Source organism: Vibrio sp. PSi01, assembly GCF_054960695.1.
Genome location: NZ_JBHNYN010000007.1, coordinates 135,763 through 150,446, shown reverse-complemented (window position 1 = coordinate 150,446; position 14,684 = coordinate 135,763). Strand labels below are relative to the sequence as shown.

The window sequence follows — 14,684 nt, the reverse complement described above, 5'->3', positions numbered from 1 at the left end:
ATCATGTCGAACGATAACCAAGCACGCGCTAACCAGACGTCGAGCAAGCCACATGCGGGTGCGATTGCCTGGTTTGCCAATAATTCTGTGGCGGCGAATTTACTGTTAATGGGTGTGATCATTACTGGTCTGATATCGCTTAACACGTTGCGTAAAGAAGCGTTCCCAAGTCTTGAGCCTGATGTCGTGTCGGTATCGGTCACCTATGACAGTGGCGACCCTATTCAAGCGGAAGAAGGCCTTGCGATTAAGATTGAAGACGCGTTAGAAACCGTGCCGGGCATTAAACGTATAACGTCAACTTCTGACGCGAACGGTAGCTATGTTTCTATTGAAAAAAACAGCACTTATGATCTTGATACTTTGTTGACTGACGTGAAGACCAAGGTTGATGCGATTAACAACCTGCCTGCCGACGCTGATAACCCAGTGATTGATAAAGCTCGAATGCAAGATCACGCCTTGTGGGTACAGATTTATGGTGATGCAGACAGAGCAACGCTGCAGAGTTTAGCTGAACAGTTGAAGTCAGACTTATTGAGCCAGCCTGCAATCAGTGATTTGGAAATCAAGGCCAAGGCTGACCCTATGATCTCGGTTGAGGTTGATGAAAACAAGCTTCAAGCTTATGGGTTAACACTGACCGACGTGTCAGAAGCAATCAATGCGGAATCTTCTGCAGCTATCTCGACCAGCCTTCGCAATGGTGAAAAAACCGTTCGTTTGAAGGTGTCTGAACAAGCGTATGAATTACAAGATTTTGATGCGATTCCTGTACTGACGACTACCGATGGCACTCAAATTACCTTGGGTGACATCGCCCATGTTGAAGACATGTTTGCTGATGATACTTTTGTGCTTTCTCGTTATAACCAACAGAATGCGATGGCTATTGAGATTGTGATGGATGAATACGGAGACGTAGTCAGCATTGTTGAACAGGCTCAACAAGTGGTAGATCGCTGGGAAAACAGCAACATGCTGCCTAGCGATGTCGAGATTGAAACGTGGTACGACAAAAGTACCATGATCAAAGATCGCTTGAGCCTATTGGTGAAGAATGCGTTAACGGGTATTGCTCTGGTATTCATCGTGTTAGCCATATTCCTTAATGTCCGTGTTGCTTTCTGGGTAGCCGCAGGTCTGCCGTTTGTATTCTTTGGCACCATGTTCTTCATGACAGACACCTTCATGGGGTTAACCATCAATGAAATGACCACCTTTGGTTTCATTATGGCGCTCGGGATAGTGGTTGATGATGCCGTGGTGGTCGGAGAAAGTATTTACTCGACGCGTAAAGAAGACGGGGACTCAATAGACAGTACTATTCGCGGTACGATGAAGGTGGCATCTCCAACCATATTTGGTGTTTTGACGACAGTCGTTGCTTTTCTGGCGCTTGCTAGCGTTGAAGGAAAAATGGGGCAGATTTATGCTCAATTTGGCACTGTCGTGACGATATGTTTACTGCTGTCTTTGGTTGAGTCTAAGTTCATTCTGCCTTCGCACCTTGCACACATTAATACTAAGCGCAGTGAAAATAAGGGGCTGTGGGCTCGCGTTCAACATGCCGCCGATACAGGATTAGGTTGGTTTAATAAGCGTATCTACTGCCCTGTAATTGAATGGGCGCTGAAATTACGTTACGCCGTGGTGATGGTTTTCTTATCACTGCTTATCTTGGTGTCCGGGTTGCCTATGACGGGCGCGGTTCGTGTGGCGTTCTTCCCAGATATGCCGGGTGACACAGTGACAGCCGATATGTCGATGCAAAACGATGCCAGCTTTGGTCAAACACAGCAGAACTTGTTGGTGCTTGAAGCGGCAGCAAAACAAACCGATGAAACACTGAGATCTCAATACGGTGCTCAAGGTGAACCATCTGAATTGCTTAGCCTTCAGGTTATCGCCGATGCTGATGATTCGGGTCAGGTAAGAATTGAGCTCGACAGTGACAGTGTTTACACATCCAATGAATTTGCAGATTTGTGGGAAGAAACAGTTGGCCAAATGGAAGGCGTTAAGAAGCTGAAAGTCTTGTCTAAAATGGAGATGGTCGACAACTTTAAAGTTGAACTGAAAGCGTGGAATGAAGAATCAGTAACGGCTGCGGGCAATGAGTTCTTAGCCAAACTGCAAACCATCGACGGTGTGAGTGGCATTGACCACAACTTGGACCTTGGTGAACCTCAGTATCGCTTTGAATTAACACAACAAGGCCGAGCATTAGGGTTTGATACTGCAAGTCTTTCACAACAAGTGTTACAAGCGTTTGGTGGCGACATCGTTCAGCAGTTCCAACGTGGTAAAGATGAGGTGAAAGTTCGAGTTCGTTACCCAGAATCCGATCGTCAAACCATTGCTGATATTAAGCAGTCTAGTGTCAGAACCAACGATGGTACTGTGGTGCCTTTAAGTTCGGTTGCTGAAGTGCATTCAGATTACCAAGTTTCAGAGATTACACGTATTGATAGCCAGCGAGCGGTTTATATTAGTGCTGTATTGGATAAAGATGTAGTTGCACCTGCAGAATTGGTTCATCAGTTGCAAGATACTTTGGTACCCAATTTAGAAGCGCAATACCCGGGGCTAACGGTGGACTTTGCTGGCGAAACCGAAGAGCAAGAAGAGACGGCCAGTTCCATGATGAGTATGTTTGTGCTCGCGATGATCGCTATTTATACCTTACTCGCTATCCCGTTGCGTTCATACATACAGCCAATGATCATCATGACCGCGATTCCATTTGGTATTGTCGGTGCAATCTTAGGACACTGGTGGAATGACTTAACAATCAGTATCCTATCGTTAAATGGTATTTTAGCGTTAAGCGGTGTGGTGGTGAATGATAGCCTGCTATTGGTGTCTCGTTTTAACGAGTTAATCAAAGAAAAAGGCAAGTCAGTTCACGATGCGATTGTGGAAGCGTGTTCTAGTCGTCTAAGAGCGGTGTTACTTACATCTGTCACCACGTTCGCAGGTTTGACTCCACTATTAAGTGAAACGTCTTTACAGGCTCAGTTCCTTATTCCTGCGGCCGCTGCGCTAGGTTACGGTATTTTGTTTGCTACGTTCATTACGCTGATTTTGACGCCAGCGCTATTACTGATTCAATGCGAAATTAAATCGCTGATACTTAAAGCAACTCACCGAGTTAAAGGCGTCGAGCAAACGGCTTAATAAAGGCTAAGCTAATGATGATATCTAGGCTGATGGCTGCCGAGTTAGTCTCAGAAATATCGGTCTAGATTCGTTACAGATCAAAATATTAAATCGCCGCATAACAAGCCACACTACAAACAATAATAGAGGTCGTCACGATGGCAGAATCCGTCACCAATAAACTCACAGATAAGCTCCAATTGCTTTTGGTTGAAGATGACCTCGATTTGGCTACTGCGGTTATTGATTACTTAGATTTGGAAGATATTCAATGCGACCACGCGGCGAATGGATTAGCTGGGCTCAATCTCATCGAAACAAACCGCTATGATGCGGTGATCCTCGATCTTAACCTGCCTAAAATGAACGGATTGCAAGTCTGTGAAAACCTGAGAACGCAAGGTATTGATACGCCTGTATTAATGCTCACAGCGCGGGATACCCTAGACGACAAGCTGATCGGCTTTTCCAAAGGGGCCGATGATTATTTAGTGAAGCCATTTGCGATGGAAGAGCTGATTGTTCGAGCGCAAGTCTTGGCCAAACGACGCAGTGGGCAGGTAAGTCGTTTATCCGTTTGCGACTTAGAAATCGACCTTAAACAACATCAAGCTTATCGTGCCAATTCTCCTTTAAAGCTTTCACCGACCGCATTGAAAATATTAGAGATCTTGATGCGCTCTAGTCCTACCCCAGTTTCACGAGAGACGATAATGCAAGGGGTGTGGGGGGACGAACAACCGGACAGCAACAGCTTAAAAGTACATATCTTTAATCTGCGCAAACAAGTGGATAGCGAGCAAGAGAATAAATTACTGCATACTATTGCTGGCAAAGGGTTTGCGATTAAGGAGTTACCTGAAAGATGAAGATTAGGCCAAGTTTAAGAATCTACGTCCTGCTGGCGATTTTGGTTACTGGAGTGACGACCATTCTGGTGCTATCGGCGTTGAGCATCAATTACTTTATCTCTGGGATGGATGTGGCTATGCGTGGCTCTATGATTGCTCAAGCTCAGCAAGAGGCTGTTAAGCCAGGTGAGCCAATGACCAATCAAGAGTTTACGGTTGCTACGCGCTGGAGCGATTTACCGCAAGGTATTCGAACTCATATTGAGCAGAGTAACGTTGAGTTAAACGTCATCTCGAAAAAGATTCTTGGCAAGTCGATATTTGCACCGCCAAAAGAAGGTTACTTTGTCATGAAGGTGATGAAGGGAGACGAAGTGCGTTACGTTTCGGCTGTGTTTGACCAAAGACAAGACCACTTTTTAGAAGACAAAGCATTGCCTCATTTTGTGACGATTTTTCTGACGGCGTTAGCCGCGATTATTCTGTTTTTTGCCATTTTAGTTTTGATACTACGAAAGGTAGCATCGCCCGTTGAACAACTAAAAAATTGGGCTAAATTGTTAGATAAAGATAACCTCTGCGAACCTACACCAGATTTTCATTTTAGTGAGTTGAATACTTTGGCAAATATCATTCGCGACAGCTTAAGTTCAGTTCAGAGTGGTTTAGAACGAGAGCAGAAGTTTTTAGGCTATGCCAGCCACGAGCTGCGCACGCCGATTGCAGTCACAAGAACCAATAGCGAACTGCTAGAGAAGTTGATTAAAAAGGGCAAGAGCCAAGAAAAGCAGCTTGAAGTGATAGACCGAATCAAGCGTGCAGGCTTTACCATGACAGATTTAACTGAAACCTTGTTGTGGCTAACCCGACAGCAAAATAAAGACCTACCAGTTGAGCACATACATCTTGGCGAATTGCTGCGACAGATAAACCACGACTTAACCTATCTATTAAATGGAAAAGCTGTGGTTGTAAACCTTGAAAGCGACGACACGCACTGCCAGTTACCTGTTGGGCTTACTCGCATTGTGCTGACTAACTTAATCCGAAATGCATTCCAACACACTGGCAGCGGTACTGTGCGTATTGTTCAATCAGGCTCAAAAGTCACCATCGTTAACCACAATACCGATGGCACAATCGAAGATAATCATTTGGGCTTTGGCCTAGGTCTGGAGTTAACTGAAAAGCTTCTGGCACAATATCAATGGCAATACCACAACCAAGAACAGGCTGGTGGACGTGAAGTGTGGGTGGATTTCTCATAATGCATTGGCTTGATCGTTTTAAAGTGTTTCGTTATCACCGAAAACAGACCCATCGTTGGAAAGGTAACAAGGCAAAGTCTTTGGGATGGACCAGCGAAGAGAGCCAACTGTGTCGCTTTGAAGTTATTGCGCGTTCGGCAGACTTTGAGAAAAAGAGTGTTTTAGATTTAGGTTGTGGCTATGGAGAGTTGTTTGAACTGCTTGATAGCATCTATCGAATTTGCTCATACACAGGCGTTGATCAACATACCGATTTTTTAAATAAGGCCAAGCAAAATTACACAGAACAACGCTGCGAGTTTTTATCGGGTGACATGAGCAAGATGAACCTCGAGCCACACGATATGGTTATCGCCAGTGGCTCATTGAACTACATCTCTCGTGATACAGATTACCTAACCAATATGATCACTCGTATGTTTGGATTAGCGAATCAGACTGTGATTTTTAACCTTCTCAATTCAAGTCAATATCCATCTCGCAATACCTTGATGAGTTACCACCCTGATGGCGTATATCGTTTCTGTAAAACGCTTTGTGATGATGTCTCGTTAATAGAGGGATACGCAGAAGGGGATTTCACGATAGTGATGAACAAAAGCGTATGATGACCTTAATATGAGCCAAAGCAACCACCTGAAATAGACAAAAGCCGCAAACCTAAAGAAGGGGGCGGCTTTTTGGGCTATTTAGACCAATTTATCTGTTACCGTTAACTTAACGAATGTTATTTAGCAAACGTAAATTCATCAACAGTCGTTATTGACTCAGTGGTTTGTTTTCTACGAGCCCATAAGGGATATTACTAAACACCTTAGGGTTGCCTTTTAGGGTTGGCGCTTCGTTTACTTGCTGCCAGTCGAGTAACATGATCGCCAGCACGTTGCGGTGTTCACCGTATTCAAGATCAAAATCACCAGTGATCGAAGGGATCATACCGCGTTGCTTGTCGATAGCGGATTGTATTGCGAGACGTGTTTTCTCAACAACGGGATCATTTTCTAAGCCTGCCAATAAGAAAGTTAACCCAACCTCAGCAATCACATCTTCTTTAGCACGTAGCAAAATCGTATCAATGTTCTCTCTGAAGTAATCGTAGATCCATTGATGTTCTTGTTCACTCACTTGGTGTTGATAGTACTCTGAGTCACCAAAGATCACGTGTGTCATGCCATAGAGTTTATTGCCGTACTGCTGGGTCGAAAGCTTCTTATCTTGCTCATCTGGGTAGGCCTTTTTGAAGGTATCGATGAACTGCTCGACAACATCTTGCTCTCCTAGTTGGCGTAGCCAATAGACCTGATTAGCTAATTGGGCAGCCCACGCTTTAATCATGTCTTCATTGGTCACGTATCGTGAGAAGTCATAACGACGAATGATTTCACGCAGCTCGGCATCATTGTTGTGTTCTAAACCATATTCATTGGCTCGCGCCATAGAGCCTAGAAGGTCAACGCCAAGATAAAGGTATTCTGGCATGTGTTTGGTGATGTTGTAGCGTCGAACACTGCGCTCATCGTTATCGCCAACATAAGAAGCAACGCGCTTCTCTGAGTAGAGTACGATTTGCTCCATGGTATGAACGTCGTTCGATAGGGTGCTGAGTTTACTCGCTACACGTGCCATATCACTCCACACCGCAGCCGAATATTTATCGTCTAATGTTTGGCGATACATGCGCAGCCCGTAGTGACCTTCTTTGAAGGCGGGCAGGGTGTAAAGTTGAGTTTCGTATGTAGTGCGAATGAGGTCAGCTGATTGCTTAAAAGATTCTTTCTGAGATTGGAGATCATCAGCTTGGTATTGAGTCTCTGTTGCGCTTGGTTCCTGAAGCGTTTCCTGTGCGTGAACCGCAATTGCAAAGGAGGCTGATAACAAAGTGCATAGGGTTATGGTTTTTAACTTCATGTCGTAAGGTACCAAGCTGATTAATAGTACAAGTAAAATAACATTGATGAATCCTTTAATGTAAGGTTTGGGTCAATACAATGTAAGCTTTATAAGGTTCATTGAGGATTTTTGATTTAACAACCGGAGTGACTAATTGGCTTATCAGTGATGAATGACTCAATAATGAGTGGAGACCGGACGCTAAATGTGGATTTTTAACGACTTGACGGCATACTTGAAGAGTAAGCCAGAAATGAGCCAGTTAAAGGCAGTAAACAGAACAAAAGTGTTAGAGGTTCGTGAATGCCAAGTCGTTCTAGCAAGCAGTGGCCTGCCAAATTATTATCTTTGTTGTTTTTCTTGTTGGTTGTGAGCGCCATAGAGTTCTTTCACACCAAACAGTTAGTCTTCCTACAAAATGAATCCTATTCCGAGGCAAAGAGGCAGCTCTCTATTATCCGATCTCGCATAGAAGCGACGATCGTTTCCGATATGTATATTCTCAATAGCTTATCAACCCTTGTATCCGTAAACCCTAATAGCGACCAAAAAGACTGGGAGCAAATTGCGCAAAATATTATTCGAGATGGTTTCCATATTCGATTGATAGCTTTAGCTGAAGATGATGTTCTAAATTTCGTTTATCCAATGGAAGGCAATGAACAAATCCTTGGCATTGACTATCGCGACCACCCAACCCAATGGGAATCGGTTGAAATTGCTCGTAATATCGGCAATACATTTATTGCTGGCCCATTTGAGTTGTTTCAAGGCGGCCAAGCCTTGATCACACGCACGTCTATCTTTAGAGATCCCCCTTTTAATCAAGACTATTGGGGAGTTTTGAGTGCCGTGATCGATTTAGATTCACTGCTCGAGGATGTTGGGGTCGATGGAATAGAAAATAAATATGAGTTTGCGATTTGTGGTGCAAATAGTATGGGCCAAGAGGGCGCTGTTTTCTATGGCAAAGAAGATGTGTTCAATAATGCGTTTACGACCGAGCAAGTAAATTTTCCATACGGTGGATGGTACCTTGCTTTATCTGGGAATGAGCATGTACTTATGGATGTGCCTTGGTATCGTATCCATGGTGTTAGGCTTGTAGGTTACACTCTGATGCTTATTCTTGCGATTGCTTATATTATGATTTACCGGCTTTATCGTGTTGCGGATAGCCGATCAATGCATGATGAATTGACAATGTTGCCGAATCGACGCTATTTCATGTATAGCCTAAAGCAAGCATTCAAAACGGTTCAAAAACAGAGAACACAGACCTTTTCTGTGGTTAATATTGACCTCGATGGCTTTAAAGCGATTAACGATACTTATGGTCATGCAGCGGGCGACAAAGTTTTAATTGAATGTGCTAAACGAATAAAAAGTAAACTGCGCACTTCTGATATTGTTGCAAGAATAGGTGGGGATGAGTTCTTAGTGTTGTTGCCACGTATTATCGATGATCAACACGTGGCATCGATTACAAGTAAGCTACAAAGTGCGATTTGTGAAACTCCAGTCGTTTACGACGCGCACTCGATTTATCTCAGTATCAGTGTTGGTTGGGTGAGTTATAATGACAACTTCAATGATATAGATGGTCTATTGAAAGCTGCTGACGAAAAAATGTACCAACAGAAGCGCCAAGTCACCTAAGTTGAATCTGGTCTATGATTAGAATTTAGTTGCTGAAAGTGGGGAAAAGCCTCAGAATACCGCGCTTTGCTTCGTATCAATGATTTGATAAGCAAAAGCTGAAGCAACGCATTTTTATCGTGTTGCTCATACTAAATGTTATTCAACTGAGAAAATAATCTATGAGTTTTACCTCCCTTGGCCTTTCTGAACCGATCCTTAAAGCTATTGAAGCACAAGGTTACGATAAGCCATCACCAATCCAAGAGAAAGCCGTGCCTGCTGTCCTAACGGGCAAAGATGTTATGGCCGCTGCTCAAACAGGTACAGGTAAAACTGCAGGCTTCACGCTACCTATTCTTGAAATGTTATCAAAAGGCCCTCGCGTACGTCAGAACCAAGTTCGTGCGCTAGTGCTAACACCAACTCGTGAGCTTGCTGCGCAAGTGAACGGCAGCGTAGTTAAATACGGTATTAATTTACCGCTTACTTCTACCGTTGTGTTTGGTGGCGTGAAAATTAACCCTCAGATGCAAAAATTGCGTAAAGGTAGTGATGTGCTGGTGGCAACACCAGGTCGTCTACTTGACCTATATAACCAAAATGCTGTGCGTTTTGACCAACTTGAAATTCTAGTGCTAGATGAAGCTGACCGTATGCTAGACATGGGCTTCATTCGTGATATCCGTAAAATCTTAGCATTTTTGCCTAAGAAGCGTCAGAACTTACTGTTCTCAGCGACTTTCTCTGATGATATCCGTAGCCTAGCAAAAGGCTTGGTGAACAGTCCTGTTGAGATCTCGGTAAGCCCTGCAAACTCGACAGCGAAAACGGTTGAGCAAAGCATCTACCCAGTAGACAAAAAGAAAAAGAGCGCCATGCTAGCTAAGCTGATCAAAGATAACGATTGGCGACAAGTGTTGGTATTCAGCAAAACAAAACACGGTGCAAACAAGCTTGCTCGTTTCCTTGAAGAGCAAGACATCACAGCCGCTCCTATTCATGGTAACAAGAGCCAAGGTGCGCGTACTAAAGCCTTAGAGAACTTTAAAACAGGTAAAGTGCGAGTGCTTGTTGCGACCGATATAGCTGCTCGTGGTATCGATATCCCACAGCTACCTCAAGTGGTTAACTTCGATCTTCCGCATGTATCAGAAGACTATGTACACCGTATTGGTCGTACTGGCCGTGCTGGTGAAGTCGGTAAAGCAATTTCATTGGTGTGTGCTGATGAAGTGGGTGAGCTGTTCGGTATTGAACGCCTGATTCAACAGGTGCTAGAGCGTCGTGAACTTGAAGGTTTCTCCCCAGTAAATAAGTTACCTGAGTCTCGACTCGATTCTCGTCCAATTAGGCCTAAAAAACCGAAGAAGCCTCGTGAACATTCTGATGGCCAACGTTCAGGTGAGAACGCTCGCGGACATAAACCAGCAGGTAAAAACAAGCGTCATGTCTCTGGTTCAGGTTCTGCTCCTAAGCGTAAGCCAAATTCAGCTAAGAAGGCGACTGATGGCAATTCAGCCGTTGCAACGGATGATCAGTCAGTAAGAAATAATGGCAGTAACTATAAACGCGGTAATGCGGCTAACAAGCCTTCTGTGAATAACTCAGGTTCTCAAAGTACATTAGGTAAACCTAATGCTTCTGGTAAACCGAACAACTCTGGCAAGCCAGCAGGCGCAGGGAAACCTAAGAAGACAGGTTACGGTGGTAGCTATGGTTCAAATAAGCCTTCGGCGAATAAGCCAGCAGCGAATAAACCATCTAGAAGCCGTGCTAAGCCAGCACCTCAGAAATAGTTTTTCTTTGGTAAGTCGATAAGCAGATAGGTTAATAAGATAAGTGTTGTAGAGGTTCTGTAACAAGAATTGCTTTTTAGGATAATTCTTGTTCATTAGTCACTTTCTGCTACTTAACTCAAATAAACGCGAATATTGAATTTCAATGTTCGCGTTTTTTTATGGGTGTTGTTTAACAAACTAACAGGGATTTATTTGTGTTTAAAGTCATTGAATCTAAGGGAAATAAGGTATGTAGAGGAAGGTTAATAAATCTTTAATGGTTCATTAATAACAACATAATCACTAGCGTTTTTGTTGGTTTTTGCAATTTGCAATTTCAGTTTGCAAAACAAACAAGGATTTACGTCTAATACGTGTCCAGATGCGTAGAAAATACGGGTTTTTAAAGTTGGCACGCATAGTGCATTAGTATTAGTGACCCTTCTTAAGCCGAGGGTCACCTAGCCAACTGACGTTGTTAGTGAACCCTTATTGTTCACACAAAATATATGACCAATCACCCTTTTGTGATTGGTTTTTTTTTGCCTGAATTTTAGGTCCCGTTTTTTGTTATTACTTTTTACTCCCCGCACTTCGAGTAACAGCTTGGTTGGCGCGGGCATTCTCCTCCTCTTGAGCAGATAAGCCTCGCCTCTGTCTCTATCCCACGTTCAATCCAATTTATATTTAGAATCTTGGCTATTGTCGTGAGATCTTTCTTGATGTTACGTGGGATAACCACAGAACCGCCGTTATTAACGCATGACGCTTTAAGTTGCTCTGCTATGTCTCTTGAATTACCGCCTTGAGCATCAATCGCAGGGTTGAGATCTATACCAGCACATAACACGCGATTGTTGCCGGCAGGATCCGTCATATTGATAGATTCACAGCAGTAGATCCTTGGCTCATCGCCCACATTCAAAATGGAGATTTGAGCCGAGCTTCCCGCTCGAGGTTCTGATAATCGACGGAATACAGCCCAATGTTGACATGGATCAGCCACCGTTCTCATATTTCCCCAAGGTAGTGGAATCCCGTTCCCGCGGTAAACTGCCTTGAGTTTCCCCGGCCCATAAGCATCAAAGTAGTGCCAGTGAGGGTAGGGCGATACTACCGTCATTCGACGCATCGCAACAGAGGGGGAAACCCCTGCTCTTTTGTGAACGTCGATTTCGTAACCAGTGCGGTCGAGTAACTGCCTAAACGGGACTTTTGGGCACAACAATGCCCCAGCAAAGAAGCTGGATTCAAAATCTCGCCATGCTTGTAGAATATCTTGAGAGTTGAGCTGTGAAGATCCTGATACCTGGTTGTCGTCCCATGTGTTGTTGTTACCGACCGACAACACACTCTTTAGGCCTTCTTTGCTGTGCAGAATGCAATGGCCGATATAAACCGAGAGGTCGTATTTCAGACGGGTAGGGTACTCTTTAAGAATCTCGTTCAAGAAGATCGTACCGGGAGGCTCAAAAAACGAGGTGACTAACTGCTTGGCATTAATCCCTAGCTCATCAACAACGTCTTGTGGTGTACGAGTTACCCAGCGGATGTTGATTCCTAGGTTTCTAGCGATGTCTATAAGGTCTTCTACGCTGAGGTTAAGGCGTTTTAAGCCCACTTCCTCTGCGGCGCGCTCAAGGTCGGGGAAGTGGTTCTGGTTGCTTTCTTGGTGTGCCCTAATCAAGAGATGCGCAAACTGACGGCCCGAGATTCCCGTTTGTGACAGCATTTCAGGAATAGCAATTTGTAGGATGTCGTTGGAGAAAAGGAAACTAGGCTCAAGTGCCATGCCACTTATCCCACCACGATTCCCTTTATCAGGGGCAATGGCTTGTTGTTCAGATTCATCGTCGAGGAACCAGGTTGGGTTCTTCTGAAAGACCTGTGCTACCACCTCCAGCATATCAATGCTTGGAACCCGCTTTCCACGTTCAATCATTGAGAGGTAAGAAACGGAAGGTGCGTATTCTGGGTTGATTCTAATACAACGCGCAGACAGATCTTCCATCGTTAAATGGTTACGTTTTCTTAGGTTTCGTATTTTCGTACCCAGGAAGTGTGACTGACGAACTAAACTTTTTGACAAGGCCATATTTGTAAAATTCACATTGTAAAATTTTTGTTGTGAAATTGTATGTAAAAAAGCGCTAATCTACAAACTAAGCAATTCACAAAATGACAAATAAATTAAACGTTAGTTTGGAATAATTGCTCTAGGACACATTTTTGCTGTAGAAATCGGTGGTTACCACCGGACTGGTCAAGAGGGAAAGACTATGAATATGCTGACATTCGATAAAACAGAAATCCAAAAACAATCAAAGCCATTTATCGCTGAAGCTGTCTTTGCCGTGGAGACAATCAGTGCCAACCAGCAAACTGAGAAGCAAGTGAAAGCGAAGCAACTGCTTGATAGACTTTTTCCGTTAGAGAACGGCTCACATCAAGATGTGACTAGCTACGTAGTCGATTACCGCCATATCATGGCTTACTTTAAAGATGGCCAGCACAGTGGCTTAAAGCACCCTAAACAGTTTGTAGCGTACATGGGTGAGAAGAATGACCCAGACTCTATCTTGTTCCGCGATAGTAGCGGAAGCCACTTAGAGGTGATGATTGGTTGCCATAAAGGAACGGGTTGTATTGAACTGGTTGAGATTAATGATATTCAACTTGAGTCTTGCACAACCTTTGGCCAGTCGCCAATGGAAGCTACGACCACAATGCGTGAAGAGACTATCGCAGCAATGCGCCACTGGATAAGTTTGATTCAAGGTGATGCGAAGGGTAAACCAAAGGCATGCAGTGAAGACAAAGAGTTCAGAGCAAAAAGTGGTGAAGATTACTGTCTAAATTATTGTTACCAAATCTAGTTACATGAAATAGGGTTGAGATAACTATAAAGTTAAAGCCAGTAGATAATCAATCGATACGTCTACTAACGAGAAAAGCCCCAAAGATTAACGCAGTAGTTAGTCTTTGGGGCTTTTTGATGCTCTTCTCAACGTATATTGATTAATGCTTCACTGGCTCTAGTTGAGATTTACTAGTGATAACCTTAAAGAGGCATGACTCGGTTACGGCCAAGTGATTTCGCTTCATAAAGTAATTTATCCGCGCGTTCAACTAATGACTGGGCTGATTCGCCTGGTTCAAGTTCAGCAACACCAAACGAAGCGGTAATATTACCAACCTGTTTTCCACTACGGCGATCTTTAATCGACAGCTTTTCTAGAGAACGTCGGTTGGTATCAGCAAGTTGGCGAGCTATGCGTAGTGATTTGTTTGGAACGATAAGAGCGAACTCTTCACCACCAAATCGGTATGCTGAAATACCTTCTCGGCAACTTAATTTCAATTTACGAGCAATTCCTTTAAGAACCATGTCACCAAACAAGTGGCCATACGTGTCATTGAAGTTTTTAAAATGATCGATGTCGAGCAGAATTAAACACAGAGATTGTTTCGCTTCACACAAGGTTTCTATATCACGGTCGAAAGACCGACGATTATAGAGCGTCGTTGTGCTGTCAAAAAGCGCATCTTTCTGTACTTCTACCAATTGGGTCTTCAGCTTGGTGATCTCTGACGTTGCAGAATTCAACTGAGAATTGAGAAATTGGGTCGAGTGACGGATATTCCGAGATTCTGAAACAAGTTGGCGAACCAAAGACATGACTTCATCGATAGACAAACTATCATTGTCAACACGAGCTAGATCCTCGAAGCTTTTATCGATCATATCGGAGAAAGCGGAGGTGTCAGTGAGCGTATCGTTCATCGAGTTCGAGACTTCAGAAACCAACAATTCTAAGTTTGCGCGAAGATCGTTGATGTTGGTTTCGGATTTGCTAGCAACATAATTGTTGTAAAGTTGCTCACCAATAGCTGGTGGGCAAATGCCGTAGCTTTCCAAAATACCATCCATGTCTTGAGTCAGCTGCGGGATAGCATTATCGACATAGGTGTACCAAAGTGCATAATTTGCAGGTGTGGTGGACACTCTGTTCTTCATCATAAGAGGTACCGCTTTTTTTAGATTAGCGGTGGATTTCTGAAATTCGTCTTTTTTCATTATTTTTACTGCAGAT

10 protein-coding genes are annotated in these 14,684 nt (G+C 43.7%); 7 read left to right on the top strand and 3 right to left on the bottom strand.

Annotated features, from left to right (window positions below):
- Window positions 1–3 precede the first annotated feature (3 nt).
- The 4 genes from ACFI6G_RS12415 to ACFI6G_RS12400 all read left to right on the top strand — a co-directional run bounded on the left by ACFI6G_RS12415 (window position 4) and on the right by ACFI6G_RS12400 (window position 5,889).
- The gene (locus ACFI6G_RS12415) at window positions 4–3,180 is read left to right on the top strand and encodes an efflux RND transporter permease subunit (RefSeq protein ID WP_010428551.1); all 3,177 of its coding nucleotides are present in this window, start codon (window positions 4–6) and stop codon (window positions 3,178–3,180) included.
- Window positions 3,181–3,320: 140 nt separating this feature from the next.
- Window positions 3,321–4,031 (top strand): response regulator transcription factor, encoded by a 711-nt coding sequence (locus tag ACFI6G_RS12410; RefSeq protein ID WP_010428552.1) that lies wholly within the window; start codon window positions 3,321–3,323, stop codon window positions 4,029–4,031.
- A complete protein-coding gene (locus tag ACFI6G_RS12405) occupies window positions 4,028–5,281 on the top strand; it encodes a sensor histidine kinase (protein ID WP_010428553.1) in 1,254 nt (417 codons plus the stop codon). The genes ACFI6G_RS12410 and ACFI6G_RS12405 overlap by 4 nt, the downstream gene beginning before the upstream one ends.
- Entirely contained in the window at window positions 5,281–5,889 is a 609-nt protein-coding gene (locus ACFI6G_RS12400) for a class I SAM-dependent methyltransferase (protein WP_010428555.1), read from the top strand. Before ACFI6G_RS12405 ends, ACFI6G_RS12400 begins: the two co-directional genes overlap by 1 nt.
- Window positions 5,890–6,040: 151 nt before the next feature.
- Here the strand turns inward: ACFI6G_RS12400 and ACFI6G_RS12395 are convergent, their stop codons facing one another.
- Window positions 6,041–7,189, bottom strand: coding sequence for a DUF3541 domain-containing protein (locus ACFI6G_RS12395; RefSeq protein ID WP_010428558.1), 1,149 nt, complete (start codon window positions 7,187–7,189; stop codon window positions 6,041–6,043).
- A 285-nt stretch (window positions 7,190–7,474) separates the two neighbouring features.
- Here ACFI6G_RS12395 and ACFI6G_RS12390 point away from each other — a divergent pair, with 285 nt between their 5' ends.
- On the top strand, window positions 7,475–8,830 hold the full coding sequence (locus ACFI6G_RS12390; protein ID WP_016792278.1) for a diguanylate cyclase: 1,356 nt from the start codon (window positions 7,475–7,477) through the stop codon (window positions 8,828–8,830).
- Between the two features lie 161 nt (window positions 8,831–8,991).
- Window positions 8,992–10,608, top strand: coding sequence for a DEAD/DEAH box helicase (locus ACFI6G_RS12385; protein WP_016792279.1), 1,617 nt, complete (start codon window positions 8,992–8,994; stop codon window positions 10,606–10,608).
- A gap of 562 nt (window positions 10,609–11,170) precedes the next feature.
- Here ACFI6G_RS12385 and ACFI6G_RS12380 read toward each other — a convergent pair.
- A complete protein-coding gene (locus ACFI6G_RS12380) occupies window positions 11,171–12,700 on the bottom strand; it encodes a DUF3612 domain-containing protein (protein WP_080572690.1) in 1,530 nt (509 codons plus the stop codon).
- A 169-nt stretch (window positions 12,701–12,869) separates the two neighbouring features.
- Here ACFI6G_RS12380 and ACFI6G_RS12375 point away from each other — a divergent pair, with 169 nt between their 5' ends.
- Window positions 12,870–13,466 (top strand): aldolase/citrate lyase/malate synthase family protein, encoded by a 597-nt coding sequence (locus ACFI6G_RS12375; protein ID WP_010428571.1) that lies wholly within the window; start codon window positions 12,870–12,872, stop codon window positions 13,464–13,466.
- A 185-nt stretch (window positions 13,467–13,651) separates the two neighbouring features.
- Here ACFI6G_RS12375 and ACFI6G_RS12370 read toward each other — a convergent pair whose 3' ends face one another.
- On the bottom strand, window positions 13,652–14,668 hold the full coding sequence (locus tag ACFI6G_RS12370; protein WP_010428574.1) for a GGDEF domain-containing protein: 1,017 nt from the start codon (window positions 14,666–14,668) through the stop codon (window positions 13,652–13,654).
- Between the last annotated feature and the right edge of the window lie 16 nt (window positions 14,669–14,684).

Coding starts and splice junctions, on each gene's coding strand:
- ACFI6G_RS12415 (WP_010428551.1), top strand. CDS start 4: ATGTCGAACGATAACCAAGCACGCGCTAACCAGACGTCGAGCAAGCCA.
- ACFI6G_RS12410 (WP_010428552.1), top strand. CDS start 3,321: ATGGCAGAATCCGTCACCAATAAACTCACAGATAAGCTCCAATTGCTT.
- ACFI6G_RS12405 (WP_010428553.1), top strand. CDS start 4,028: ATGAAGATTAGGCCAAGTTTAAGAATCTACGTCCTGCTGGCGATTTTG.
- ACFI6G_RS12400 (WP_010428555.1), top strand. CDS start 5,281: ATGCATTGGCTTGATCGTTTTAAAGTGTTTCGTTATCACCGAAAACAG.
- ACFI6G_RS12395 (WP_010428558.1), bottom strand. CDS start 7,189: ATGAAGTTAAAAACCATAACCCTATGCACTTTGTTATCAGCCTCCTTT.
- ACFI6G_RS12390 (WP_016792278.1), top strand. CDS start 7,475: ATGCCAAGTCGTTCTAGCAAGCAGTGGCCTGCCAAATTATTATCTTTG.
- ACFI6G_RS12385 (WP_016792279.1), top strand. CDS start 8,992: ATGAGTTTTACCTCCCTTGGCCTTTCTGAACCGATCCTTAAAGCTATT.
- ACFI6G_RS12375 (WP_010428571.1), top strand. CDS start 12,870: ATGAATATGCTGACATTCGATAAAACAGAAATCCAAAAACAATCAAAG.
- ACFI6G_RS12370 (WP_010428574.1), bottom strand. CDS start 14,668: ATGAAAAAAGACGAATTTCAGAAATCCACCGCTAATCTAAAAAAAGCG.